The sequence below is a fragment of the Alteromonas genovensis genome, assembly GCF_010500895.1.
GTDB lineage: Bacteria > Pseudomonadota > Gammaproteobacteria > Enterobacterales > Alteromonadaceae > Alteromonas > Alteromonas genovensis.
In genome coordinates, this window is the sequence record NZ_JAAAWO010000001.1 from 445138 (window position 1) to 472046 (window position 26909).

A 26909-nucleotide genomic window follows, 5' to 3' on the forward strand; every position below is an offset into this window, starting at 1 on the left:
AGAGCCGTCTGATTAGATTGCTGCGTAACAGCTATTCCAATATAGCGGCTGACGTATTTTTAGTCTTTATTTTAAACATTAATTTTTTATTTAATTTTATATTCAGCTATCAATTCAACTATACATGTAGCGTTCCACTTAATTTTGAGAGTACAGCGTTTAGAAAACAAAGAGCAGCGCAGCACCGAATTAATTATGTTTATTAAACAAAATGTCCCAATGTTTTCTAACATTCTCACGGATTTCGTCGAGCTCTTCAGTTTGATCCGCAAATTTTGAATCGGCCAGCGTTAAATGGTGATACTGCTCTCTTAGTTTTAAATACGCTTTTTGCAGTTCCCTGGCGGTGTTTGCTTCGATAATTTTATTTTCAACAGCATTTTCTAAAATGCGTAGGTTATCGGTAAACTGCGTCATTGATTCAATCTTATGAGAATTCGCGAGTACCCAGTATTGGGTCATAAATTCAATATCAGTAATACCGCCTACACACTGTTTTAAATCTACTTTTTGCTCGGTTTTAGACAATAAATGCTCACGCATTTTTATTCGCATTTTACACACATCTTCAGCAAGGCTCGATGGCTCTCGTTGTTTCGTCAACACGCGCTTGCGCACGGCATTGAATGCTTCAATGACACTGCTATCTCCGCATATGGCTCTGGCTCTTACCAACGCTTGGTGTTCCCAGGTCCATGCTTCCTCATTTTGGTATTTTTCAAAACCATTTACATGGCAGCACAGCAGGCCAGCATTGCCAGAGGGGCGCAAGCGTAAATCAGTCTCGTACAGCTGTCCGAATAGCGTTTTTGTGTTTAACAAATGCATAATACGCTGGGCTAGCTTTATATAGAACTGCTGAGCTTCTATCTGCTTTTTACCGTTTGTAGTTATTCCGCTTGGCGCATTGTGTAAAAATACTAAGTCTAAATCAGAGCCATAGCCTAATTCATAGCCTCCTAGCTTTCCGTAACCTACAACGCCGAACCCCTTGTCAGTGCCTTCTAAGTGGGATGGCGTACCGTAGCGTTCACTCATTTGCATCCACGCGGCGCTGACAATATTTTCCAATATCACTTCAGCTAATACAGTCAATTTGTCGCTTACATTGGCAATGGGAAGTGAGTCACTGATATCGCTAGCGGCAATTCGAAGCTGCTGACACAACTTAAACTGACGCCATGCATCCATAAGCAGCTCAACGTCATCTTGCTCAATGCGAAGCATAGACTGTCTGAGGTCTTGCTCGTATTCCCGTTTGCTGGTGGCAATATCTGTGTTTTGCTGGCCCAAATACAACGGGGTGAGAAGCTCGTCCAATAGCAGTGGAAAGCGTTTGATTTCTTGCGCAACCCAGCCACTTCTCTCACATAGTTTTACCAATTGCTTCAGCACATCAGGGTTTTCGAGCAACAAATCAAGGTAGGTTGTGCGACCCGTTATAGCCTCAATCACGCCTAGTAATCGAGATAAAACCTGAACAGAGTTCGTCGGGTGCTGAACAACCAGCACATAAAGAATTTCAGGCAGCAGTTTTGTGAGGGTATCTTCTCCACGCTGTCCAATTCGGTAATTGCGCTGAGTATCTTTAAACTCTATCAGCGTGTTGAAAATACCCATGGCCTCACGGTTTGAAAGATGATCGCTAAAAGCATCTATAAATTCATCGCTTTCTAACGTTAGTTGCCATGCGTCTTGGCATGCACCGAACAGCGCATCTTCATCAGAATGAGTTTCATGAGATTCTTCCACAAGCTCATTAAAATGCCCATGGATGGTTTTCATTGTGGCACTTAGCGCGTCTAAAAAGCGCTCGTATGTCTCAAAGCCCATAACCGCTATGAGAGCCTCTTGCTCCCAATCGGAATCTGGCAGTGTTTGGGTTTGCCTGTCGCGACACTGTTGCAACGTATGCTCTACTTTGCGAAGAAACAGATAGCTGTTTCTTAATTGTTGCGTGACATCTTGCTCAACAATGTCCATATCTGAAAGCGCGGTAAGCGTAGTAAGTAGTGACTTACTTTGAAGGCCTGGCTCTCTGCCACCATGGATGAGTTGAAAGCTTTGAGCGAAAAACTCTACTTCGCGAATGCCGCCGGCCCCCAGCTTAATATTATTGCTCAGCTTTCTACGCCTGATCTCTGTGGCTATTAACTTTTTCATGTTGCGCAAGGCATCAAGCGTTGTGAAGTCGAGATAACGGCGAAAGGTAAAGGGTTTGAGGATATCTTTAAGTGCCTGTGCATCGTCAGAATTATCATCATTGATAATGCGGGCTTTTACCATTGCAAATCTTTCCCAATGGCGGCCTTGGTCTTGATAATAATCTTCCATAGCAGCAAAGTGCATAACCAGCGGCCCCGAGTCGCCAAAGGGGCGCAATCGCATATCTACGCGGTACACCTGTCCATCGGTTGTTATTTTATTCAGTGATTGAATTAGCTTTTGCGCTAACTTGGTGAAAAATTGCTGGTTTTCAATACTTTTTCGACCCCCTTGAGTTTCGCCTTTTTCAGGGTAGGCAAAAATAAGGTCAATGTCGGAAGAAAAGTTAAGCTCTCTACCACCTAGTTTGCCCATACCTAAAATATACATGTGTGCGGGGCAGGGTGCTGTGCTTTGGTCTGAGTTTGTACTTTGGTTAGAGCCGTCTTTTGAAAAAAGCCCTGTGCTATGAGTTGATACGGGTGTGCCGTATCGCGCTGCTGCATCTGTATATAGCCAATTATAGGCGGCAACTATTAGTGTATCGGCAAGGGCGGAGACTTGAGCGAGAGAGGTTAAAATAGCTTGTTTATTTAGCACATCAGCATAGGTTATGCGGGCCATCTCAGTATTTCTGCACTCTCTTAACGCTGACAACAGCTCATCTTCAGTTTTGACGCCTTCTAAGCGTTTTGAAACCTCGGCGCAATAATGATGTAAAACGCTGCCTTTAGAAGCTCCATCAACTATATTCTTACGATTGTTTGAAGGATTATCAGAAGGAGGCAGAGTAAGCACTCTTTCTAACGTATGAGGATACTGAATAAGGTGCTCTGCTAAAAACGCTGAGCGAGAAAATGCAGTAAGAATATCCGCTTTGTTATGCGTCAACCTGTGCGTCAAATTATGCGCCAAATTATGCGTCAATACCTCTTGACTATGTTTTTCTATTCCTTCGTGATGGTCTTCGTTCGGGTACTTTGCTGTGCTGCTTTTTATGCTCCCGTCTTCGTAAACTGACACTAATTTTTGCCAATACTGTTCAGCTAGTTCAACGTTAGCCATGCTATTTTCCTTTTCTATTGGCATAATACTCGCATTAACCTCAAGTCTTATAAAAATAATCACTTTACGATGTGTAGAAGCAATGTATGCCAGCGAATGAAAACTAAACCAGATAAAAATGACGGTTTCGCTGGTCGATATACAGATTGTTTATTTAGTCGGTAAAGTGCAAGGAGCAAAGATAGCGTGGAAGCTTTAGTAAAACTAGTACCCCTTACCGAAGAATTATTGATTTACCTCGCCATGGACGTGGGCATTGCACTCGCGCTTTTAATGGTGATGAAGTGGTTAACGGGGGCGTTTAGGAAAACATCAGTAACCGATGAGCTTGGTGTAAAAGATAATTTCGCTTTTGGTATAAGCATTGCCGGAGGCATGTTGTCGCTGTGTATTGTGCTGAGTTCGGTTGTAGGGCGGCATGTGGGTATGGGCTATAAAGATGCTGCAGTTGCCATGCTAACCTTCGGTCTTGTAGGCATAATACTGGTAAAGTTTGGACGTTATGCTCACGACAAACTCGTGCTTAACAAAGTCGACACCCCTGAAATGATTGCAGAGCGCAGTGTAAGTGTTGCCCTAGTGGACGCGGCTAGCTTAGTTGCAAGCGCCATTGTGCTTCGCAACATTATGCTGTGGGTGAACGGTAGCGACATGAATGCGGTTATCGCCATTGTGACGGGTTTTGCGGTAGTGTTGACTATGCTGCTAGTGATGACCCGTATACTTGAATTTAGGTACGCCAAGGACAATCAGAATGACTCTTTTCAAGGTGCGCTGGAAGGTGGCCAAATAGCGTTGGCTATAGAGCATGCAGGAAACTTGTTAGGTACTGCAATGATAGTGTCTGCAGCGAAGAACTTACTTATTTACGAGCCTACGGGTTATGTCAGTAACGTGACCGGATGGTTATTGGTGAGCGTGGGCTTAACTATCGCTTTGCATTTGTTAGTGCTGGCAAATAAGAAGATAATTCTTTTTGGTATGAACTTCCGTCAAGAAGTAGATCAGCAGCATAACATCGGTGTGGCCGCATTAGGTTTCACGTTGAGTATTGGTAATGCCATGATTATCAATGCGGTTTTAGGTGGGTAGTGAGTCTACTAGTTCGGCCCTTATGCAATTAAATGTGAGTGTGCCGTCCTTATTCGTCAATTCGAGTTTCCCTGACTGAATAATGCTGTTTTTCTGCGTTCGTGTTAGCTTTTTAACCTTACACTCAAGCACGGCAGCTTCCGACTTATTTGATAGTTGAAAAATAGCACGAAAGGTAAGGGGGCTTTTGCCTTTCAGTGCTTTTGCTCCGCCCACTTTTTCTCCCCTATGTTGAGCTATACGCCTTTTGGGATCGGTAGTAATACCTGTGTAAAGCTGACCCAATCTGTTTTCTATCAAATACAAGTACCAGGCAGTGGCGGCCTTTGCTTCAGAGAGATTATCTCGCTTGTGGGTATTGCTCGACATGGCTGTTATACTGGTTCCAATAGAATTAAAGATCGGAAAGGGTTGTTTTGCCATGATATTACCAGATTTTACCAAAGCGAACGTGCTTATTGTCGGCGACCTCATGTTAGACCGGTATTGGAGTGGCGGTACCGGGCGCATATCTCCGGAAGCCCCCGTACCTGTTGTTAACGTAAATAGTGCAGAAGACCGCCCAGGCGGCGCCGCCAATGTAGCGGTAAATGTAGCTACGTTAGGCGCAAAAGTGACGTTACTGGGTATGTGCGGCAATGACGAAAACGCCAACATTTTAAGAGAACGTCTGCACACTCACGACATTAACTGTGAGTTCTTCCCCGTCGATGGTTTCGATACAATCACTAAGCTAAGAGTAATGAGCCGCAATCAGCAGTTACTGCGTTTAGATTTTGAAAAAAGTTTTGCTAATACCGACAAATCGGCGTTAGAGCAGGCCTTTGATGATGCGCTAGACATAGCCGATATTGTTATTTTAAGCGACTATGCAAAGGGATGTTTAAGCAACCCTGCTGTATTAATTGAAAAAGCGCTAGCGAAAGGTAAGCGGGTGGTTGTAGACCCCAAAGGAAGCGATTTCAAAAAATACGCAGGTGCATCGCTTATTACGCCTAATATGGATGAGCTTCAGGGCGTGGTTGGTGAAGTAGGTTCTGAACAAGAGCTGGTAGAAAAAGCAAGTAAGCTAAAGGAAGATCTAAATATAGGCGCGCTGCTAGTTACCCGTTCTGAAGATGGTATGACATTGTTTGAGGGTGACAATACAGAATTTCATTTGCCCGCTAAAGCCAAAGAAGTGTACGACGTCACTGGTGCTGGGGATACGGTAGTTTCTACCATTGCAGTGGGAATGGCGAGTAAGCTTCCCCTTCAAGCATCTTGTGTATTGGCTAACTTGGCCGCAAGCGTGGTGGTAGGTAAGCTAGGTACCTCTACCGTGTCGAACACAGAGCTAGCACTAGCCTTGGGTGAAGAGTCTGTTCATCTAGATGGCGGTGTAATGAATGAAGATCAGCTCGCTATTGCGATAAAAGCGGCAAAAGAGCGAGGTGAGCGCATAGTAATGACCAACGGTTGTTTTGACATCCTTCATGCCGGCCATGTGTCGTATTTGGAAGAGGCGTCTCAGTTAGGAGATAGGTTAATTGTTGCGGTGAATACTGACAGTTCGGTAACCAAGCTTAAAGGGCCTGGCCGACCGGTAAATAACGAAAGTCGAAGAATGGCTGTGCTAGCAGGATTAAGTGCAGTAGATTGGGTTGTGCCCTTTAGTGAAGATACGCCACAGCGTATTATTGCGCGATTGCTGCCCGATGTACTAGTTAAAGGTGGCGATTACAGCGTTGGGCAAATAGCGGGTGGTACGGACGTTATAAAAAACGGTGGAGAAGTGAAAGTACTCAGCTTCGCCGATGGCGTTTCGACAACAGGTATTATTGAACGAATAACAAAAAATAAGTTGGGCTAGGGCAAGTAAAAGGTGGTGTAATATACACCACCTTATGCTTCAGCCAGTTATATCTAGCTTTTGCAAATAGGCAAGATAAACAGCTAATACAAACAGCCAATATAAATAGAGATGCGCGTTATTTTCTGCGCTTTGATAACAGCAACATCATACGGTATTTTTCATGTACGAAAGTTATTACGGACTTAACTCGAAACCGTTTCAGCTAACGCCTGATCCTGCTTTTTTCTTCGCTAGTAAGTGGCACAAAAGAGCAATGTCATATCTACAGTATGGATTGTCTCAAGCCGAAGGGTTTATCGTGATAACCGGCGGCATAGGCACTGGGAAGACCACAGTTGCCAATAGCCTGCTCGAAGAGCTTGAAGATGATATCGCCGCTGCGCAAATTGTGACACCAAAGCTGTCGCCAGATGAACTTGTGAAAATGGTGGCGTCGAAGTTTGATATTGCTACTGAAGGCAGAAGCAAAGCAGACATCTTAAAAGCCTTAGAAATTTTCCTTTTTGAGTTAAACCGAGCAGGACGTCGAGCGCTCCTGTTAGTCGACGAGGCGCAAAATTTGCCATTAGAGTCTATTGAAGAGTTGCGTATGCTGAGCAATTTTCAATTTAATGGTAAGCCGCTTATTCAAAGTTTTTTGTTAGGGCAAGAAGAGCTGCAGCCTATATTGCGCGCCCCTAATATGGAGCAGTTTAGACAGCGTATTGTTGCATCGTGTCATTTGGCTCCTCTTACCTTGGAAGAGTGTAGAGCCTATATTGAGTACCGATTACATCATGCTGGATGGAACGGTGCACAGCTTTTCTCTGATGAGGCATTTGAGCGAATCCATCTATTCACTCGCGGTATTCCCCGTAAAGTGAATACCCTGATGGATAGAATCATGCTTTACGGTTTTTTAGAAGAACTAGATACCTTCAACGCTGAATCTATCGATGAAGTGATTGAAGAAGTAAAAGCCGAAATGTTCGAGCCTGATAAATCAGGCGCAGAGATTACAGAGCACATGGGCTTTGCCGACAGCCCTGAAAGCAAAACGATAATGACGCCTGAGGGCAACGTTATTCGCGATACAAAGTATTACCTTGATATGTTGGCTGAGCTGGTAGATGCTCTAGATGCTGCCATATCGCAAAAAGTTAAAATGACTCAATACGTAGATAAGTTGATGAAGAAGAAGTTTAAGACTTATGTAAGGCTGAAGAGTGATGACAGTAAAGTGGAGTGATGCACAATTAGTGTATTACAATACATTTTTTTAAAACTGCCATATATTAATTTAAAGCTGTTTAAACGATAAAGGTTTGTAGATTAAAGAAAAGGGCAATGTAACTTTGCCCTCTCCAAACAAAACAATGTTTTCGTGTGGCTTCTTACTGTCGTATTTGTAGAAATAAAACGAATCAATCGAAAGTATAGGTTATGCCAAGTGTTAAGCGTCTATCAGTGTAATTTGCGCCAAAGGCTCCGTTTCCCCCACCTCCGCCGTTAATTAGGTCACCGCTTCTATCGATGTAATTTAAATCTAAGGTTGCAGCTAATGCTCTACCGAATGCTCTTTCTAGCCCAAGTGAAGCATTCCAGTTTTCACTGTTTCCCCCCTCGATAGTTTCAGACCGCTGTGCGATATCGGCATAATTTACGCTTGCGTTAATATTTGTATAGCTACCAAGGCGATAGACTAACGTTGAGCCTAACGAGTAGGTACGCGTTAATCTGTCTTGATCCAAAGCGTCATCCTCTGAGTAACGCAGTGACATGCCGATAGTAACTCTTGAGAAATTATATCCTATTTGAAAATTGCTGCTTTTTCGAATAATGACGTTGTCGTTGAATTCGAGGTTTTGCGTTGTTAATTGAACAAATTGTTCATCTGCATTAGGTATGTAGCTCAAACTATTAGGCTGAAAACAACTAGCAATAGTCAAGGAATTAGCAGGACAAACGAACACACCTAGATTTTCTGGGTTTGCCAGCAGTCGAGAAACGTTTGTTACATCCTCAGAATATCCAAAAGCAGTGCGAAAATATTTTGAATTATAACTAATGTTTGCAGAAGCTGTTTCGCCAAAGAAACGTCTACCGTAAGTTGCTGAAATCTGTGTTCGGGTGCTCAAAGCCCACTGGGCGTCTAATCCTACAAAGGTTTCGTTGTCGTCATCTTCTAAGTCTGAATTTGTTGTGTTAGCTGTTAACGATATGAAACGGTTTGTGCTTTGGCGATAGGTAATACCCACACCATAAGAGTCAAATTCACGGACCAAGTTTGAGGTGTCATTTCGTGCTGAAACCTGATTACCCTCGTGAGTTCCAGTGACCCTCACTGCCCAATTTGGTAGAAAATGAATGTCGACAAACCCTGAGGCATTGCGAGAGATAAACGCACCCTGATTAGCTTGTGCTCTATCTGTGCTTTGAAAACTGCCGGTGAGATTCCATATTAAATACTTTGCCTCATCACCGTTCGTTAGGGTACCTGAAAGTTGATAGCTGTCATTATTAAGGGCAAACCCGTTGTTCAATGCGTTGCGCTCAGAGGCTACGTCAGAATATGAGGCTTGCCCTGTACCACGGATCCAGTCACCTTGGGATATTGTACTGGTTACGCCTATTCTATTTGAACGTGTTTTTGCTAAAGCGTCTGAGTTAGTTAAAAAATCCGAAACTAAAAAGTTACCTGCTTGTGCATTTTGGTAATTAAGTGCTCCTGAAACCTGAAAAACAAGAAGTTCATCAAAAGGGTTCCAGTTTGCAGAATAACTGTATTCACCATATGTATCCTCTCGGCTCGCATCATTTCGATCACGCTCTAAATGGGTTAGCTTGCCTTGCCATAATCCATTAAGTGTTCGCGACTGATAAGAGATATTTACATTTGGATTGACTGAAAGAGTAGTAAACGAAAAAGTACCGTTCTCTTCAGAATTTATGTCTTGAAAAACACTATTAGCAGAAGCATTTGCAGTGACGTTGATGCCGGCCAATGCTTCGAGGTTCGTAGCAAGAATAAAAACTGAAAATAGTATATTTACTGATGATGAAACTAGTCGACTATTACTTATCTCTTTCGGCATAATAATATCCATAATATCCGCTTCCATCAGTATCGTTATGTACCGATTTATTAACCACAAATCCTATCGCCATTTCCGGATTAAGTCGCTCGACAGACAACTTAATGTCTGACATTTTGGCTTTGCCCTCTTCGACAACCACTACGGCTTGCCCGGCAAAGTTTGCCAAAATAGCACTTTCATTTATTCCAATCAGTGGCGGAGTATCAAAAATAACAATTCGGTCTGGGTAGCGATTTGCAAATTCATCTACGGTATCGTGCATTTTTTGACTGGCAAGCAATTCAGTAGAAAGGTGGTGCGAACGACCGGCTGGGATTATTTTAAGCTTATCAATGTTAGTAGGATAAAGTACGTCAGCAATGTCTTCTACATCACCTTTTAAATACTCCATAAGCCCCTGTCTGTTCTCGAGGCCTAATGTTCTAAGTACGTTTGGCTTAAGTACATCGGCATCTACTAGTAGAACCGTCTTGTCTTGCTCAGAAGCGATGCTCATGGCTAAGTTGGTAGCGGTAAAGGTTTTACCTTCTGAAGGGCGGCTACTGGTTACCATAATAATGTTAGGGTTGTGCAATGTTTTTGATAAAGCTCCAAAAGAGTTCGCTAACAGCTTGCGCTTTATTTCACGGTATTCTTCGTTTATCTGCTTTCGTTCGCCATTTAGCGATATATGACCATTTTTATCCAAACGTTCAAAGTCAATTGTGAAGCCGTACTGCTCAGGCGTTTTCCTCTCTGTTGTTACGATTGTTTCAGTACTTGCTGCTTTCTCTTCAACAGTAATGTCTACGTTGCCAGTAAGTACACTTTGGGCTTCTGCAGGAAGTTCTTGCGCAACGTTAACTTCCTCAGCGTTCTTCTCTTTCTCAAGCTCAGCGGCTTTGGTCTGTTTTTGTTTTTGAAGTGCTTTTTCTATGGTGTTTTTCATTAAATAAGCCCTCCAAATAAATCAATGTTCATAATTTCTGCCGCCATTAAAATACTGTACATGGCTAAAATTGCACCGCTAGACATTAAGAAAACAATTAATCGCGTTCTGTTCTTTTTCTTTATTTGCTCAATATTTAAGTGAGTAACAGTTCCCCAAATCGGGAAATCTGACACTGTTAGCAATTGCTTAGGCCTTATCAGTATGGGGTTTAGCTGACTTACTAAGAACGCAACTGCAATACCGGCGCCAAAGCCAATTACAAGCACCGCTGTATAGAATATTAAGCGATTTGGGCCTGAGGGGCGCTTAGGTAGCAATGGTGGTTCAATAATTCGAAATTGAAGGTCTTCTGATGAAACATCAGCACGCCTTGAAAGATCTGCAGATTCTTTACGCGATAGTAACTCTTGATATTTCTGCTGAGTGACGCTGTAGTCTCGGTTTAGCGCTGTAGACTCAGCCTCTATTTGCGGTATTAAGTCTACCTTGCTCTCTAACTCTACAATCTTGCTTTGTAAATCAGTTTCTTTCACGCGAAGAGACGCTATTTGGCTTTGAAGGCGACTAGCTTCAAGTTTAATCTCTCTGTTTAGCTCGGTGAGTGGTTGGCTACCATTTTCATCAGACTGATTTAAAAAGGCATCTATCTCTTGAGCACGAGCTTTTTCTAAGCTTTCTAACAATGCTTTGGTTTCTACAACATCAGGGTGTAGATCGGTAAAACGCAAAGTAAGTCTGTCTAATTCTTCTTCTAAACCTCTAATTCGCTCGTCATAGCGAGTGCGTAGGGCAGGCTCTTCTTGGTTGGTAACCCCAAAGTTATCGGTGCGCTTTGCGCCGCTTATTTGCTCGTTAAGTGATGCTGCTTGCTGCTGAGTCTGCTTAATTTGTAATTGAGTCGCTTCAAGTTCGCCATTTAACCCTTGAAGTCTGGAGTAGTAGGTACCAGATAACGGTAAGATGTCATTATATTGGCGTTTAAAGTTGGCCAAGCGCTGCTCTGCTTCTGCTAGCCTTGATTCGTATTCTGCAATTTGTTCGTCTAAAAATCGCCCCGCCGTGTCCGTATCTCTTCTACTATTGCCTAAAGAGCCTTCAACAAACAAATCAAGAGTTTCTTGTACAACACGCTGTGCTATCAGCGGTTTTTCATTAGAGAACGATATATTGTAGATGTTACTCCTACCTGTAGATGATAGGTTAATATTCTTGGATAATGATGTGACTAAGTTTTCAAATTCAGTCTCTGTAGAAGTAGTAATATCTAAGTCACTTTCGCGAGCAATTTTTTCCACATTACTTCTACTCAGTAATGTTTTTGCCATCATTTGAATTTCTTGATCCGGGTTAGTTTGTATCGCCAAACCTCGAAGAAGAGGTTGCAATACCGAGCGAGTATCAACAAAAACCTGCGCTTTAGATTGGTATGTGTCGGGTAATGAGGCGACATAAAAAAAGCCGATAGGACATATCAGCCATGAAAATATAATTACGTAACGCTTTTTTATCCAAACTCCTTTCACATAATCGAGAATTTGGGTAAGCGTTTGTTGTAAATCCTGCATATTGTGTTTTGTTCCGTTAACTACTTATACATTGGCTTTTGATTAAAGTTTAAAACCAAGCTTCTGGTATTATAACGATATCGCCCGGTAACATATCTACGTTTTCAGAAATATCCCCATCTCTTATCAAATCGTCGATATTAATTTCGTAGGTGCGTTGGTTACCGTTAACCACACGTACTAATTTAGCATTGTTGCCGTTTGCAAACTCTGTTAAACCGCCCACGGCAATCATTAAATCTAGAAGTGTCATGTGCTCTGTGTAACTCACTGCACTGGGGTTCGTAGCTTCACCAATAACGCGGACTTGTTCACTCAATGGCCCAGTAAAGTTGTTTACACTTACCGTCACTCTGGGGTTATTAATATATTTGCTAAGTTGCTCTTCAATTTGTCGAGCTAGCATTGTTGGCGTTTTACCCGCTACATCAATATCTTCGACAAGAGAAGTGGTTACTTTACCATCTGGCCTAACAATAAACTGCCCAGATACCTCTGGGTTCCGCCAAACAAAAATGGTAAGCGAATCGCCTGGCCCAATTAAATATTGGTATGCATTGACGTCTGTGGTTAGTGATGCTCTTGTAGTAGCTTCAGGCAGAACCCCTGTATTGCTACAGCCATATAAGCCAAGTAAAACAAGAGAGATATAACATTTAGATAGCTTTTTAGAACGGAACATAAGAGATCTTCCTACACTCATTATGGTTATTTTGTGCTTTTCACGTTTACCCTACGGGAAACGTCACTATAATGCCAATAACAATTCTAGTCTATTGCAATAAATCCCTTTATGATAGACGAAGTGATGTAGTTTTTTTGGAGGCCAGGGGTGGCAAGTAATAAACGTAATCAAAGTAAACGTTCAAACATTTTAGTGTTATCTGAAGCGTTGCTTATTTCTTACATGGGGTATATTTCTCATTTTATTCTTACGCAAATGGAAATGTCATCGCCCGTCTCCATTGAGAAGCTTATAGTTAATGTTGGCATGTTAACTGTTGCTATACTGCTTTGCTCACTTTCAGTTGGATTGTACGAAGCTAAGTTGCGAGAAACTTTCCGCGGTATTATACGCAGAATATTCGTAAGTGTAGGGTTGAGTTACTTCTTGGTTGAAGTATTAAGCCGTGCATTTTTCGATAACCTTCTCATGGATTCCTATTTTCTGCCTGCAGCCGTCAGCGCCATTATAATTACGCTAGTTATATTTCGCTATTTTACTAACCGCTTGGGCCTTCTTGGGCTGGGAAAGGCAAGAATTTTAGTTTTAGGTGCAGGCGAGCGAGCGTCAATTATCGAAAAGCGAATGCGCAGAGACGTAGACAGAATTGGCTTCGAACTCGTCGGGTTTGTTCCAATTCCTGGAGATAACCGCGAAGAAGGTATACGAAAAGAAAAGCTAATACACCTCAAAATAGATGAAAGCTTTCAGCAGTTTATATCAGATAATGAAATTGAAGAGATAGTGATAGCCTGCGATCAGCGACGTGGCACTTTACCCGTTGAGGTGTTATTCGAGTGCAGGTTGCGTGGTATAGAGGTGACCGAGCTGCTTGATTTTATGGAGCGTGAGACTGGCCAAATAGTGGTTAATCTTATGTATCCAAGCTGGGTTATCTATTCAAACGGCTTTCAAACCCAAAACTACCTGCGAGATTCACTCGATTACACATTCAACGCTTTAATCGCTTTCGTAATATTTTTCTTTGTGTGGCCCATAATGTTGTTTACTGCATTGGTAATTTACTTGGACGATGGGCGCAGAACAGGCGTATCAGTATTTTATAAGCAAGAGCGCGTTGGTCTAAACGGTAAGCTTTTCAATATTATAAAATTTCGCAGTATGCGCCCAGACGCGGAAAAAGATGGTGCTAAATGGGCCAGCAAAAATGACACTCGGGTAACGCGCATCGGAAATTTTATCCGTAAATATCGCGTAGACGAGCTGCCCCAGCTTCTCAATGTGTTTAAGGGCGAAATGTCTTTTATTGGCCCCCGTCCAGAGCGCCCACAGTTTGTAGAGCAATTAGTGCGTGAAGTCCCTTATTACAATCAACGCCATAACGTGAAGCCTGGCTTGGCGGGTTGGGCGCAGCTCAATTATCCATACGGCGCAAGCGTTGAAGACTCTATGGAGAAACTCAAGTTTGACCTTTACTACGTTAAGCATCAAAGTTTACTTCTTGATATTCTGATCCTGATTAGAACCGTTGAAATTGTCTTGTTTGGAAAGGGTCGTTAAAAAATGAAATTAGATAATCGTTTAAATGCGATGACAGTGGATGTTGAAGACTATTTTCAGGTATCGGCCTTTGAAGGCGTGATAGATAAAAAAGACTGGAACAGTATTAGCTTAAGGGTTGGTGATAATACGCATCGTTTGCTCGACTTGTTTGCAGAAAACAACGTTAAAAGTACTTTCTTTACGTTGGGTTGGGTAGCAAAACGTTGTCCCGACGTAATAAAGCGTATAGTAAACGAAGGCCATGAATTGGCTAGCCATGGGTTAGAGCACCAACGTGCTACTACAATGACCAAAACACAACTCTTTGACGATATAAAGCAAAGTAAAGACATTCTTGAAGATATTGGTGAGGTAGCGCTTAAAGGTTACCGTGCCCCGAGCTTTTCAATTAACGACTCGAACACATGGGCTTACGATATTCTAAAAGAATTAGGGTTTGTATACTCATCGAGTACTTACCCCATCAAACACGATTTGTATGGCGTACCCGAATGGCCACGGTTTAAATACCAGCGAGAAAACGGCCTTATCGAAATTCCTATTCCCACGGTACGAAAAAAAGGCAATAACGTTGGTATTGGTGGCGGCGGTTATTTTAGGCTGTACCCTTATTGGCTATCTAAGCGCCGAATTAGTGAGTTTATGAAAACCGAAACTGCGCCGTATAGTTTTTATTTTCACCCTTGGGAAATAGACGCACAGCAGCCTAAGTTTGGCACTGCACCTTGGAAGTCTAAAGTACGCCATTATATCAACCTTTCAAAAATGGAAGGCAAGGTAGAGCAGCTACTAAAAGATTTTAACTGGACTACTATGCAAGCCGCTTACAATATCGAATAACGACCAAAATTGATTTATTCGACCTATAAGCCAACAAGAATAAGAAGAGGGCAATGAGACAATGGATGATGTAGCTGCTCAGACGCCGAACGAACCTGAACATAATAACAGCCTTTCGTTTGGCGCTAACAAGACATTTTATCTCTCTTTTTTATTAATATTTGGCTTATGGGTAGTGCTGACTTGGCAGGGTTTAACCACTGCTGTAAGCGTGTGGTACGGCAATGAAATTTTCAATCACGGCTTTTTCATTGTACCTGGCTCGCTATACCTTATATATCTAAAGCGCCAAGAATTACTTTCTACACCTATCCTAACCACGCCGCTTGCGTTCATCGTTATTCTACCGGCTATTCTTTTGTACGTGGTAGGTGTGGCTGGCGACGTTCAGCTTTTTATGCATGCAGCCACTTTCACCTTGTTGCCTGCACTTATTTGGCTAATGATAGGCACCGCGGCCGCTAAGGTCATTTTGTTTCCGCTATTTTTTATGCTTTTTAGTGTGCCTGTAGGCGAACAATTAATTCCCTATTTACAAGAAATAGCAGCCGATGGCTCGGTTGCGCTGCTAAGACTGTCGGGAATACCACTATTTCGCAGCGGTTTGTATATCGAAATACCGCAGGGGCGTTTTCTTGTGGCCGAAGCTTGTTCAGGGGTAAGCTTTTTTATTGCAAGTTTTGTTATTGGAAGTTTGTATGCCTATTTAAATTTGGTATCGGTAATGCGCCGAGCTATTTTTGTGGCAATATCGTTGCTATTCCCAATTATGGCTAATGTTATCCGAGTTTACGGCATCATACTTATTGCCTACTGGACAGACATGGAGCATGCTGCCGGCGCCGACCACTTAATTTATGGCTGGTTCTTTTTCGCGTTTGTCATTATTTGTTTGTTGGGCATTGGTGAGTTGATGAGGCAGCAATTAACGCATAAGCCTAATTTAGCATTGCTTGCTCCCGCCGCTGGCGTGAAACGTTCTGTTGTTTTTGCTGCGGTAATTGCATGTTTCGCCGCAATATTATGGGTGGCGAATATATCAAAGCTAGGCACTACCCAGTTATCAGTTCCTTCGCCTGTACTCAGTGATGTAAAAATGGATAAATGCAATAAAAGTGTTTGGAGCCCTTTAATTCAAAACCCAGATATAGAAGAAGGGGCTTTCATAGAAGGCACAAATTGTAGGGTAAAAGTTCATACAGCTTGGTTCAGTGAGCAAGACAACGAGTTAGTGAGTGATTTGCATAGAGTATTCGACCCCGAACGTTTTTCTTTGCGGGGCACGCGTACCCTGAACATAGACCAATACAATTTTGTTGTTTACGACGTGGTTTCTTTAAGTGGCAAAACGCTAAGTATAGTAAAGTGGTACGAGATAGAAGGCAAAGTGTTCACGAATGTTATACAGGCAAAGCTCCGTCAAACAGTGAACGTTCTAGCGGGCAAAAATACCGGCGGAAGATTGTGGGTAGCGATGTCTGAAGACGACGACCTTAAGGTGCTTGGTCAAACTTTTGAGCAATTACAGCATTAATACTTTATTAACCTTTTAATCGCACGGAGTCAGCGACCGAATGAATAATGCCATCTCATCCTCTCGTGGTTTGCTGCCACTATTTTTTGCAGCGCTTTTGGCTTTGTTCGCATGTGTGGGCTTATTTACTTTTCCTTCTTACCACATTCTTTTATTGCTTGCGGCTTCAGCTTATGTCGCAGCGTTGCGATACTTCAATTTCACGTGGCTTTACGTGCTTTTATTTGCCACTTTTGCAGTAAATTTAGCTCCGTGGACAGGGCGATATTTGGTAGACGAACTAGATATATTTGTTGCAATCACTGGGGCTTATTTTTTCATTAAATACCGAAATGAATACGAAGTATCGCGCCACTTGCTTCTTAGCGTATTGCTAGTTGTATTATGTTTATTAACATCATTTGACTCTTCGTGGTTTAACATATTCCAGCCGCTCGCTGTTAATTTCTATGTGTCGCCGTTAAACGGCTTCGTTATATTTAAGGGCTTTGTATGGGCATTAGTATTGGTGTGGGCGTTTAATCAACAAAAACGAAGTGATAGCACAAGAGCACTGAAGCATCTTTTGCAGGCTAGTATGTTTGCGGCGTTTGCGTCATTTACAATTGTGATGTGGGAAAAACAGGTACTTGGAACATTATTCTCAGGCGCAGATGTTTATACTAAGGTAAATACTTTTTTCAACCTAAGCTCCGCTTATAGAACGACAGGTATTATAAGTGGTATGCATACCGGTGGTGAGAGTATTGATGGCCTTTACCTTACGTTACTGCCCCTTGTGTTCGGCGCTTGTTTCTTCTTTAAACATAATGCAGTTCGGTTTATCGCGATTGCAGCGGTTGTTGCAGTTATGTATTGCGTATTAATGGGGTTCACCCGCGCAACGTACGCAGCAAGCTTTATTTCAATGGCTGTATGTAGCACATTGTACTTTTTTGAAAGATGGCGCAGCACCTCTGCACCTAATGTAGAAAACATAGGAAAGCCAGTATATTCCAATATGTCGTTTAGTTTAGTTGTTGGAAATCTATTGGCTTATTTGTTGTTAGTATATTCGGTTTACGCACTACACCAATACACAGGCTATTATGCCGAGCTGTCAGCAGGTTTGTTGTACACAATAACCATTGCGCTAAGCCAAGTACGCAGCATTAACTTAGTCATGAAACTTATTGGAATGATTATTGGTTATATTGGCTTTTTTTACATTAATGTTGATAGTTTCAATAATAGCCAGTGGGTTGATGTTAGTACGGTGTCTACATCGGCACTTTATATTGCGACTAGCCTGCCGCTTATTGCGTTCACGACGCTTTTTGTCATAAAACGCCGCGGCATATTTGAATTACCGCGCTTAGTTACCGAAACGATTACACTGGTGTTGTTTGGTGTGTTAATGGCAGCAGCCTTTTCCGGTGCCCGAATAAACATTCGAGCCGAAACCAGTGCTAGTGATTTTAATACGCGAATGGAGCATTGGCAGGGTATTGTCGAAAGCGGTAGATGGAGTGCCGCCGATATAGCGCTAGGGCATGGTTTAGGCACTATGCCAACCAACTATGCGCTCTCGGGTAAAGGCGAATTAGACAGAATTGGTACTTTTGAGATAAACCCGCAAACCGCTGTGTTAACGGTTATACCAGGTTCAGACCTGATGCTTACGCAAAGAACACCTATTGATTCAAATGGCGCGTATTTGTTTGAAATGACTTATTCAACAAATGAAGATGTTCAGGTAGCAGTAGCGCTGTGTAGGCGCAATATGATCATTTTTGAGTTTTGGGCCCACGGCTGCGGAAACATAATTAGGCGTACGCTACCTTCAACTGGCGCTGATGAGAGCAAGACCTATTTAATGGGGCTCACCGCTACCAAGGACACCTTTTTTGGCTTACCTGGCGCACTTACAATAAAAACAACAGCGGGTAATGTTCCGATAACAATTGAGTCTATTTCGCTAGTTAATGCAGATGGCGAACAACTTCTTAAGAATAATTCGTTCGATGATGGGGGCGACTTCTGGTTTTTTTATTATGACTTTGAGCATTTAGTTTGGCACATTAAAAATTTATATTTGAGTTTTGCGTACCAGTTTGGCGTTATAGGGGCATTATTGATAGGTGCTTTGATTGTGTCGGCTGCTATCGCGTTTAACTCGAAAAACCAGTTGCTTAGTTTACCCGCAGCCATATTTAGTGCATTTTTAGCCGGGCAGTTTGCTTTTGGCTTATTTGGAGACCCTTTAGATTCATCACGTACCAACATGTGGTTTTTCTTTTTACTCTTTGGTGCGTTACTTCCGTCTCATAAAAGTCCACCTCGACAGATTTAGCCATGCTGAATGCCAATAAGCTCATTAATAGTGCTTTTTTCTCCGTTGCAGCCAAGTTACTGGGTAAGACTCTTGGCCTTATAAGTACTGTGATTGTTGCGCGTATTTTAACGCCGGAAGACTTTGGCTTTATTGCTATAGTAAGTATGGCATTATATTTTTTTGATATTCTCTCGCACGCTGCTGGTGAACAATACATTATTCAAAAGGGAAGGGTAGCATTCTACGATTTACATACTGCTTGGACATTGAACTTAGTACTAAAAGTGTTGATAGCAATAGGACTTGTTATAAGTGCAGGTAGTGTTTCTTTATTCTTTGATAAACCTCAGCTAAGCAGTGCGATAATGTTTAGCGCGACTATTCTGCCACTTCAAGCGCTTAAGTCGCATAAAATAATGCTACTTAAACGGCAACTTCGCTTTAAACCTCTATTTTGGCTATCTTTTCTTGAGCGGGTTTTTGCGCTTCCTGTATTAATAACATTAGCTATTTTACTGGGCAATTACTGGGCATTCCTTATAACCGATGTGATGGTTGCTATGTTTGGTTTGCTGCTTTCGTTTTTCATGCTGAAGGGGATGCCACGCTTAACGTTAAGGTGTGTTGGAAAACAGTGGCGCTTTTCTCAATGGATGCTTGGTAAGCACCTATTAGGCTATGCACGTTCTCAAATAGACACATTGGTAGTTGCAAAAGTATTCAACGCTTCAATGCTGGGTAATTACCACATGGCGCGCGACCTTGCCATGATGCCCGCACATTATTTACTCAGCCCCGCTATTGAGCCATTACTCGCCGTGTTAAAAAATGATAGGGCAAACAAACGTGAATTGTTAAACAACGTTGCGTTTGCATTGTTAGTTGTTGTTTCTATTAGTCTTCCTATTGTAGCTGTTTTGATGCTGTATTCGAAACCTATTGTATATGTACTTTTGGGTGAGAAATGGCACCTGGCAGCGCAATTACTGCCAGTGTTGTCAATTTTATTTTTTTATTGGTGCATTGTTCAAGTACTCGATGCTGCTTTAATTGCCCTTGATAAAGTGCAGTTTTTATTTCTGTTTGATGTTGCGTCGTTAGCTGTAGTTGGCTTAACGCTATTGATGGCGATTTTTTACAGCGCAACGTTATTAGAGCTTGCCTGGTATCGTGCGCTATCTGGCCTGTTCACCGCTTGTGTTTTGTTGATATGGGTATTTATCAGGCATTGGAACTTGCTGAAAGCTCTTTTAAAGCTTGTTGCCATCGTTATAGCCCTTACAGGGCTTGCGCTTGGTACGGTTTGGCTGACTGGCTTTAACGAATTTTCTAGGGTTTCTGTATCAGTTAGTTATGTCTTACAAACTGGTGCATCTCTAGCTGTATTCTCTGCAATATATACAGCTCTGTTCTTACTATTCCTGACAAAATCGAAGCACTACCATATAGTCAGGCTAAAACAGCTAGTTTCTCAGTATTTACCAACCTCATTAACACGGAAGTTTTAGATGAAAATAACAGTGATTATTCCTTGGGTATTCTTATTTTTGCTATTCGGCCATAACGATGATGCACTAGCAGAAACTGAGGGCAGTATACTTAGCGCATCGTTGGCCAAGTCGCAAATGATGCAGATCATTACCCCACGACTAGACTGGGCAATGGCTAATAACAATTATGCTGTACAATTGTTTGACGCAGATTGGAAGGTGGTGCCTAACGACTCTATTGCCTTATATCAGCAAGCAAGACAAGTGTATATTTTCGCAAAAGGCTTTGAGGCCACAAACGATAATCGTTACCTCACTGCAATGATTAAAAGCGCTGACCTTATGATAGACCACATGTATGACGAGTCGACGTCAAACTGGTTTGCTAGTGTTAATAGGAGTAATACTTCACTGCGCAGCCAGTCGAAGGAGTATGAAACTGCATTTGCACTTTTTGCCATGGCACATGCGTATGACGCTTCAAAAGAAAAACGGTATTTAGACAAGGCCTTGGCAACGTGGATGTTAAGTGATTTAGCGACTGGCTTTTTGATTGCCAGAAGCAAAGAGAGTAGCAGTGCTGAAAATATTATTAATAGCGGAACATGGTCTACAAACGCATTAATGCATTTGTTTGAGGCACTTCTAGCATTACATGACGTTACCAAAAGTGGCACTGTTTGGCAGGATATTGAGACAATTGCGAGCTTTGTCTCCACTTCGTTAATACAAGAAGAAAGCTACATAGCAGAATATTACGAAAACGTAAACCAGCCACTCGCAATTAGTGACGGTGGTTACGTTGAGTTAGGCCATCAAATAGAGTGGGCGTACTTGCTTCATACTGCGGTGGATAAAGGGCTTGATACTAGATATAGGACCATAGCAAATTCACTAGTTGAATATGCATTAATGGTTGGCTGGAATGACTCGGAAGGCAGCCTTGGAGGAAGAGCTGACTATAGCAGAAATTTGGTTGAAAAGCAGCCTGTTTGGTGGGCGCAAGCAGAATTTATGAAGCTGAACCTTTACTTTATCAAGCGTAAATTTGATACGACTCAGAGTAAGTATCTTTTGTCTAGCAGTTACAGTTTCATAGTAAATAGATTTCTCGATTATAAAATCGGAGGGTGGTTCTTAAGTAGTCGAGAAGGTAAAAGAAGACCTGTGGGATACCATCCAGTGGGAATGTATAGTGAAGAGCTAATTGAGTATTATTAATATAGGTAATTAAGTTGATGAATTTAAATGATTTTAAAGAAAAGGTATCCAGGAAGGTTCAGGAGTCTCGTTTAAATAGTGTGCTGAAAGGGTATTTACATTTAGAACCTATCGAATCAGATGCCGGGGCAGAAGTTACGGTAATGACTCAGTTATACGCAAAAGCTATCTATATGGGTATTGCTGCTATGCACTCCCTAGTGGAAAAATTAGAGTGTTCTGTCAACCTTGAGGTTATTGACGATGGTAGTTTAACGAAACAGCACCATCAAATTTTACTCAATGTGTTTCCTGGCCTAACGATCACAAAAATAAGGAATATAGCTCGACATGGCTGTCCGTCGGGCGGATGTTGGGAGCGCTTACTGAGAATTCAAGAGCTCACAAATGACTATTACGTCATTCAAGTTGATACAGATATCTTGGTAATAAATGATATTCACGAAATTAACGATTGCATAACTAGCAATCGTGCTTTCATTTCATCATCGCCGGATTGGCCGCAGCCAGTTGGCATAGATGAAATAGTAGAATATGCGTCAAAATCTGGTAGTCACAATATTCAGTTTGAATCTGAAAGGCAACTCGCAAAAATTAAGTCGATAGAGTTAAACCGTTATGTAAGAGGATGCGCAGCATTTACCGGCTTTCCGAAAGGCGCCGAGCTTACAGGTAAGCTATCTAAGTTTTCCCAAGAAATGGAGTCGATATTAGGTAAGCGTTGGCTTGAATGGGGAACAGAGCAGTTTGCATGCAATACAATGATTGCGTTGTGTGAAGAGCTTATGGTTCTTCCTTGGCCTAAATATCAGAATTTTTGTTTTCCAGAATTTAAACCGTTAATAGAGGACTCGAGTTTTAGCGACGAGGTATCCGTAATCCATTTTATAGGAAGTAACCGGTTCAAATATAATGTATATTTGACCTACGCTAAGACCTTACTGAAGTCGCTTTCAAAAAAGTAACACTGGCTATCTAATCGGTAAAGGCTCGAGGCTTTTAATAAGTTGTTTATAGCAACCTAAAGAAGAAAATACTGAACTCAATTTTTGTTAATTGTTAGTCTAATTCCCGTAAATATAGTTACCGGAGCAAGTTTGCGTATTGGAGCACCATGAACTCGGAAAATTTAAGTCTACCGGTATCGGTAATCGTTCCACTTTACAACCGAGAGGCTTTTCTTCCTCAACTTCTTAGAACTTTGGAGTCTCAAACATTTAAAGATTTTGAGGTCATTCTTATTGATGATGGAAGCAACGATGGCACTCGTGCGTGGATAGAAAAATATTTTCGAGAATCTGCTCTGAATTATCACTATGTATATCAGGAAAATGGCGGGCCCTATAAAGCACGTAACAACGGTTTAAAACACGCAAAAGGTAAATATATAGTCCTTTTTGATAGCGACGATGAGTGGCCAGTTTATCATTTAAAGCAATTTTTTGATGCTATGGAGTCGAGCAAAGACGTTGACTGGATTTTTGCGAGCATAGAAATAATAGAGCACGAAAGTCGAAATGTATTGCAAGAGTCAAACTTCGTCGACAAACATGGTAATGAGCACCCTGTCATTTCACTTCAATCTGAAAGTAGGCTCGTGGCTGAGGGACAAATTAAGGTTATTACAGACCAGAGGCTTCCTGAAACGATGATAGAGCACACACTTCCCGGTAGCATGCAATGTTCAATAATCAGAAGGTCTGTGTTCGACATTCATTTGTTTGACGACAGTTTTAGAACTGCTTACGACCGTTTCTTTTGCATGAAGACTGCCATTCGAGGGTTTAAGTTTGCGTATCTAGACAATACTCATCTTATTTATCATGTTCATGACGATAATATATCTACTGTATCAGCTAATACCCCAGCTGAAAAATTAAAGAAAAGCGCGATAACAATGATTAGGGGATATAGATTAATTGAAAAAGAAGCAGTGAATTTAAAACAAAAAAAAGCAGCAAAGAAGCGTATTAGTGAAGTTCATGCGTGGGAGCTTTCCATGGCTGAGCAGTCTTTAGGTGATTACCAGGCAAGCATAAGTGCCATTTGTGTCGCGATAAACAATTATCCTCAAAATATTCTGTACTATAAAACGCTGCTTGCGACTTGCATCAAGTTAATCTCATCAAAAATAATCAATTTTATTAGGGAAGATAAGTGATGCTAGATGTTACGGTAGATGCAGTAATACCTCACTATGGTGAATTAACGCAGCTATTGAATATTTTGGACTGTTTCCAAATCGCTGATAAGCCGATTGGTTTTGGGAAGATTATAATTGTTGAAAACGGACAAGAAGCAAACGCCTCAAATGTTGGCAATTTATACCCTAGCTTAAACATCGTTTACATTCATACAGAAACCGCAGGTCTAACCAATGCGAGAAATATAGGTGTTCATTCTAGCGAGGCTAAGTTCATTTTACTTCTTGATAACGATCTAAGTTTCAATAAATCTTTTCTCAGCCAGTATTACGAGGCATTCTCTAAACGCGGGCAAATGTATTTTTATGGTGGCCAGATAGAGCCTGTATTCGAAAGCAGCCCTCAGGAGTGGTTGCTTGATTACTGCCCTACGTCAGTAAAGGGGTTGTTTTTTGATGAAGATTCGGAAACGAATAAGCCAGAGTTTTTAGGTGGCAATCACGCCATTTCTCGAAAAGCTATTGAATTCCTTATTAAGGAAAACGGTCAAGTATACGATGGAGAATCGGCTACTGCTGACTCAGGCGGTATTGGAGAGGAGACACGCCTTCAGAGCTATTTGCTTGCTAAAGGCTTCAAAGGGTGGAAAGTGTCAGAAGCTACGGTGCTGCACCCTGTTCCAACAGAATCTCTAACTTATGAGTGGGTATGTAATCGTAGATACCGTGCTGGTGTTACTGCTGGAAGTACAGAGTTGGCAACTCATAAGTCTGTTCCTGTGTGGCTTTCTAAAATATTTTACTTAAGCTCTATTAAAGAGCAGGCTTTTTTGTTGTTTTCAAAGCGGCTTGCCCTTAAATATGGCGTTTCTCGGGCGTGGGCCAAAGGTGCTATTGACGCTATTAAAAACAGGACTTTGAAGTAGTGGCGTCATTTCGGTCAGCATTAAAATTTTCTTACCTTGGTGGTTATGCAGTAATAGTATTCCAACTTTTGACATCAATGGTCGTTGCTCGATTATTAGAGCCTTCAGACTTTGGACTCTACTCTGTCGCAATGGTATTTGCAGTAATAGCCGAATTAATCAGAAATTTTGGGGTGAGTAATTACATAATAAAAGAGAAAGAGCTCACAACTCAAAAGCTCGAGTGTGCGCTTTTTCTTTTGATAGTAACGAGTTCGTTTGTTGCGGGGCTGCAATTTTTTATGGCAGTCCCAATTGGCAACTTTTATAACGAAGAGCGTTTGACTGCAGTATTGCAATTATTATCGCTTAACCTCGTGCTTATTCCGTTTGGTGCGATTACTAAGTCTCGTTTAAGGCGAGAATTACGTATGAAAGAACTATCCATTATAGATGTAACTAGCAATTTAGTGGGTTCTCTCGTTACGCTTAGCCTTGCTTATTTCGGCTGGGGGGTATTCTCACTGCCGCTAGGGCTAATAGCAGTATCACTTACTTCTGTTCTTATCACATTTTTTTTCCGATACGACGATAACCCCAAACGTTTGAGAGTGAGGGGAAGCAAAGATATCTTCTCTTTTTCATCAATAGTTGGACTTACTGGAATTGTAAACCATATTGGGAATAGCTCTCAGGACTGGTTGTTAGGGAAACTTGTTGGAATGGAGAGCGTCGGTTTGTATTCTAGAGGCTCTTCCACTGTAGCGTTGTTTGATCGATTGGTGTCGAACCCTGTGAATTTGTTGATAGCCCCAGTTTTTGCAACCAAAGCAAATTCGGGAGAGGCAATAGTTCCCACATATATAAAGTTGACTTGTATTCAAGCATCAATTGCTTGGCCTTGTTTGATAACGCTAGCATATTTTTCAGAACCAATAATAAACCTGTTATACGGTGCACAATGGTTGCTCGTTTCAGATTTACTGGTCTGGATTTGTTTAGCCAAAATTTTGATGACTATTACTCAATATGCAAATGAGATCCTCGTCGGAGTTGGCAAAGCCAGTGAAGTTTTTTACGCGAACTTGTTGATGATGATCGTGAAAATAGCAATTTTAATTGCGTGTATTGACTTAGACTTAGTTTACATAGTCATGGCAGTATCGCTGTCTGTTCAAACGATTAGATTGTTCACATATCTGTTCATACTAAATCGCTCATTAAAGCTAGATGTCACTTTGTTAGCAAAAAAGCTTGCAAGGGTGGCGTTTGTTTGTGGTTTATCCGTTAGCCCTCTACTTTTATACGATAGAAATGAGGTAACGTTGACATTGGCTTTTCTACCATTCATTTCTCTTCTGATTTGGTTTTTCTTCTCGAAGGTAATGAAATTAGATGTTTATCTTGAAATAGACAAAGTAATTGAAAGGATGTATTTACGTGAAAACTTTAGAAAATATTTTTCTAGATAACAAAGATAAAAAGCATATATTTGTTCAACCTGGGGGGAATTGGGGCGATCATCTAATATACTTTGGGCTTGAATGCTTGGCTAAGAAAATTAACCTCAATTATGAAACATATAAGATTAATGAGTTTTTCGATTACGCCCCTAAACCTAATGAGGTGGTTTATATTCATGGTGGTGGTGCGTTTAACTCTTGGTCAACAGATGCGGGGTTTAGAGCTCTGAGGCATGCGATAAACTCAGATGCGGTAGATGTGATCTATGGACCTTGTACATGTTCTCAGGATGTTGATTTTTTAGAAGAGAAATTTGGCGAAATCATCAACGAAAATCGCAAATTTACGTTGTTCGCGAGAGAGCTAATAACTTATTCAATATTTAACAACTTAAATTGTTTGAAGGGAAGCGCTGAAGTATTGTTAGACAATGATACAGCATTCCATGCGACTAAAGGTGCATTACAAGCGCTTGCTGGAGAAGAAAAATACAATTACTCTCTCTACGGTTACAGAAGTGATAAGGAAGATAGCGGTATAACGTTTTCGCCGACTCCGCAATTTTTACTCGTAGACCCGCCTGAAATAGCAAAGAGTTTCGCACACTGGGTAAGAATTCATCTACACGCAATAGAGATAGTAACCAATAGAACGCATTCTTCAATCGTTGGCTCTATTCTTGGGAAGCCGACTACGTTATTTGATAATAGTTACCATAAAAATAAAAGTATTTGGCAGTATAACCTTGAGGCTCGCGGGGTCAAATGGATAGACGCGTCTGAAGCAATTGAGATTGTTGAACCAAAGGGGGTCGCTAGGTTAATTCCGAAAAAGTTAAACAATAGTTGGAAACTTAATGCGCTCTTTAGAAGGTTGAGAGGTTTTCCTCAGTGCTAAAGTATAATATTTCGACTTATTCAAACAAAAATTTACGAACATATGCTCTAGATACTCTAGGAA

At 41.5% G+C, this 26909-nt stretch carries 20 protein-coding genes; 14 read left to right on the plus strand and 6 right to left on the minus strand.

The genetic code is table 11. The annotated features are described in order from the left end of the window. Positions 1–189: 189 nt before the first annotated feature. The gene (gene glnE / locus GTQ48_RS01830; protein ID WP_163104848.1) at positions 190–3294 is read right to left on the minus strand and encodes a bifunctional [glutamate--ammonia ligase]-adenylyl-L-tyrosine phosphorylase/[glutamate--ammonia-ligase] adenylyltransferase; all 3105 of its coding nucleotides are present in this window, start codon (positions 3292–3294) and stop codon (positions 190–192) included. Between the two features lie 162 nt (positions 3295–3456). On the opposite strand from glnE, the gene GTQ48_RS01835 reads away from it, so the two are divergent. Beyond that, a complete protein-coding gene (locus GTQ48_RS01835) occupies positions 3457–4362 on the plus strand; it encodes a DUF350 domain-containing protein (protein WP_163104851.1) in 906 nt (301 codons plus the stop codon). On the opposite strand, the gene GTQ48_RS01840 is transcribed toward GTQ48_RS01835, so the two are convergent. Continuing rightward, on the minus strand, positions 4351–4785 hold the full coding sequence (locus GTQ48_RS01840) for a GIY-YIG nuclease family protein (protein ID WP_420837581.1): 435 nt from the start codon (positions 4783–4785) through the stop codon (positions 4351–4353). The two genes, GTQ48_RS01835 and GTQ48_RS01840, sit on opposite strands and share 12 nt — an antisense overlap. Between GTQ48_RS01840 and hldE the strand changes: the two genes are divergently transcribed. After that, positions 4784–6214 (plus strand): bifunctional D-glycero-beta-D-manno-heptose-7-phosphate kinase/D-glycero-beta-D-manno-heptose 1-phosphate adenylyltransferase HldE, encoded by a 1431-nt coding sequence (hldE, locus tag GTQ48_RS01845; protein WP_163104853.1) that lies wholly within the window; start codon positions 4784–4786, stop codon positions 6212–6214. The two genes, GTQ48_RS01840 and hldE, sit on opposite strands and share 2 nt — an antisense overlap. Positions 6215–6377: 163 nt before the next feature. After that, complete coding sequence (locus GTQ48_RS01850; RefSeq protein ID WP_163104855.1) at positions 6378–7445, plus strand: XrtA/PEP-CTERM system-associated ATPase; 1068 nt, start codon at positions 6378–6380, stop codon at positions 7443–7445. A 175-nt stretch (positions 7446–7620) separates the two neighbouring features. On the opposite strand, the gene GTQ48_RS01855 is transcribed toward GTQ48_RS01850, so the two are convergent. From GTQ48_RS01855 to GTQ48_RS01870, 4 genes are read right to left on the minus strand one after another with little or no spacing between them, the layout of a single operon-like run. Further along, entirely contained in the window at positions 7621–9318 is a 1698-nt protein-coding gene (locus GTQ48_RS01855) for a TIGR03016 family PEP-CTERM system-associated outer membrane protein (protein WP_239059949.1), read from the minus strand. Next, positions 9272–10222 (minus strand): XrtA-associated tyrosine autokinase, encoded by a 951-nt coding sequence (locus GTQ48_RS01860; protein WP_163104857.1) that lies wholly within the window; start codon positions 10220–10222, stop codon positions 9272–9274. Before GTQ48_RS01860 ends, GTQ48_RS01855 begins: the two co-directional genes overlap by 47 nt. Beyond that, on the minus strand, positions 10222–11790 hold the full coding sequence (locus GTQ48_RS01865) for an XrtA system polysaccharide chain length determinant (protein ID WP_163104859.1): 1569 nt from the start codon (positions 11788–11790) through the stop codon (positions 10222–10224). Before GTQ48_RS01865 ends, GTQ48_RS01860 begins: the two co-directional genes overlap by 1 nt. A gap of 49 nt (positions 11791–11839) precedes the next feature. Further along, on the minus strand, positions 11840–12472 hold the full coding sequence (locus tag GTQ48_RS01870; RefSeq protein ID WP_163104861.1) for an XrtA/PEP-CTERM system exopolysaccharide export protein: 633 nt from the start codon (positions 12470–12472) through the stop codon (positions 11840–11842). Positions 12473–12622: 150 nt separating this feature from the next. On the opposite strand from GTQ48_RS01870, the gene GTQ48_RS01875 reads away from it, so the two are divergent. The 11 genes from GTQ48_RS01875 (at position 12623) to GTQ48_RS01925 (ending at position 26846) form a co-directional block, all read left to right on the plus strand. Continuing rightward, positions 12623–14035 carry a TIGR03013 family XrtA/PEP-CTERM system glycosyltransferase gene (locus GTQ48_RS01875; RefSeq protein WP_163104863.1) on the plus strand — a complete coding sequence of 471 codons (1413 nt, stop codon included), beginning with the start codon at positions 12623–12625 and terminating at the stop codon, positions 14033–14035. Positions 14036–14038: 3 nt separating this feature from the next. Then, entirely contained in the window at positions 14039–14878 is an 840-nt protein-coding gene (locus GTQ48_RS01880) for an XrtA system polysaccharide deacetylase (protein ID WP_163104865.1), read from the plus strand. 61 nt (positions 14879–14939) lie between these two features. Beyond that, positions 14940–16412, plus strand: a complete 1473-nt coding sequence (xrtA, locus tag GTQ48_RS01885) for an exosortase A (RefSeq protein ID WP_163104873.1) — start codon at positions 14940–14942, stop codon at positions 16410–16412. A gap of 40 nt (positions 16413–16452) precedes the next feature. Then, entirely contained in the window at positions 16453–18744 is a 2292-nt protein-coding gene (locus tag GTQ48_RS01890; RefSeq protein ID WP_163104875.1) for a hypothetical protein, read from the plus strand. A gap of 2 nt (positions 18745–18746) precedes the next feature. Continuing rightward, positions 18747–20234: an oligosaccharide flippase family protein gene (locus GTQ48_RS01895; RefSeq protein WP_163104877.1), complete on the plus strand. Its 1488-nt coding sequence runs from the start codon at positions 18747–18749 to the stop codon at positions 20232–20234. Beyond that, a complete protein-coding gene (locus tag GTQ48_RS01900) occupies positions 20235–21437 on the plus strand; it encodes an AGE family epimerase/isomerase (protein ID WP_163104879.1) in 1203 nt (400 codons plus the stop codon). Between the two features lie 17 nt (positions 21438–21454). Then, positions 21455–22402 (plus strand): hypothetical protein, encoded by a 948-nt coding sequence (locus GTQ48_RS01905; protein WP_163104880.1) that lies wholly within the window; start codon positions 21455–21457, stop codon positions 22400–22402. Between the two features lie 149 nt (positions 22403–22551). Beyond that, positions 22552–23598 carry a glycosyltransferase family 2 protein gene (locus tag GTQ48_RS01910; protein WP_163104882.1) on the plus strand — a complete coding sequence of 349 codons (1047 nt, stop codon included), beginning with the start codon at positions 22552–22554 and terminating at the stop codon, positions 23596–23598. Continuing rightward, positions 23598–24506: a glycosyltransferase gene (locus tag GTQ48_RS01915; RefSeq protein ID WP_163104884.1), complete on the plus strand. Its 909-nt coding sequence runs from the start codon at positions 23598–23600 to the stop codon at positions 24504–24506. Before GTQ48_RS01910 ends, GTQ48_RS01915 begins: the two co-directional genes overlap by 1 nt. Further along, positions 24506–25957 carry an oligosaccharide flippase family protein gene (locus tag GTQ48_RS01920; protein ID WP_163104886.1) on the plus strand — a complete coding sequence of 484 codons (1452 nt, stop codon included), beginning with the start codon at positions 24506–24508 and terminating at the stop codon, positions 25955–25957. Before GTQ48_RS01915 ends, GTQ48_RS01920 begins: the two co-directional genes overlap by 1 nt. Next, the gene (locus GTQ48_RS01925) at positions 25926–26846 is read left to right on the plus strand and encodes a polysaccharide pyruvyl transferase family protein (protein ID WP_163104888.1); all 921 of its coding nucleotides are present in this window, start codon (positions 25926–25928) and stop codon (positions 26844–26846) included. Before GTQ48_RS01920 ends, GTQ48_RS01925 begins: the two co-directional genes overlap by 32 nt. Positions 26847–26909 lie beyond the last annotated feature (63 nt).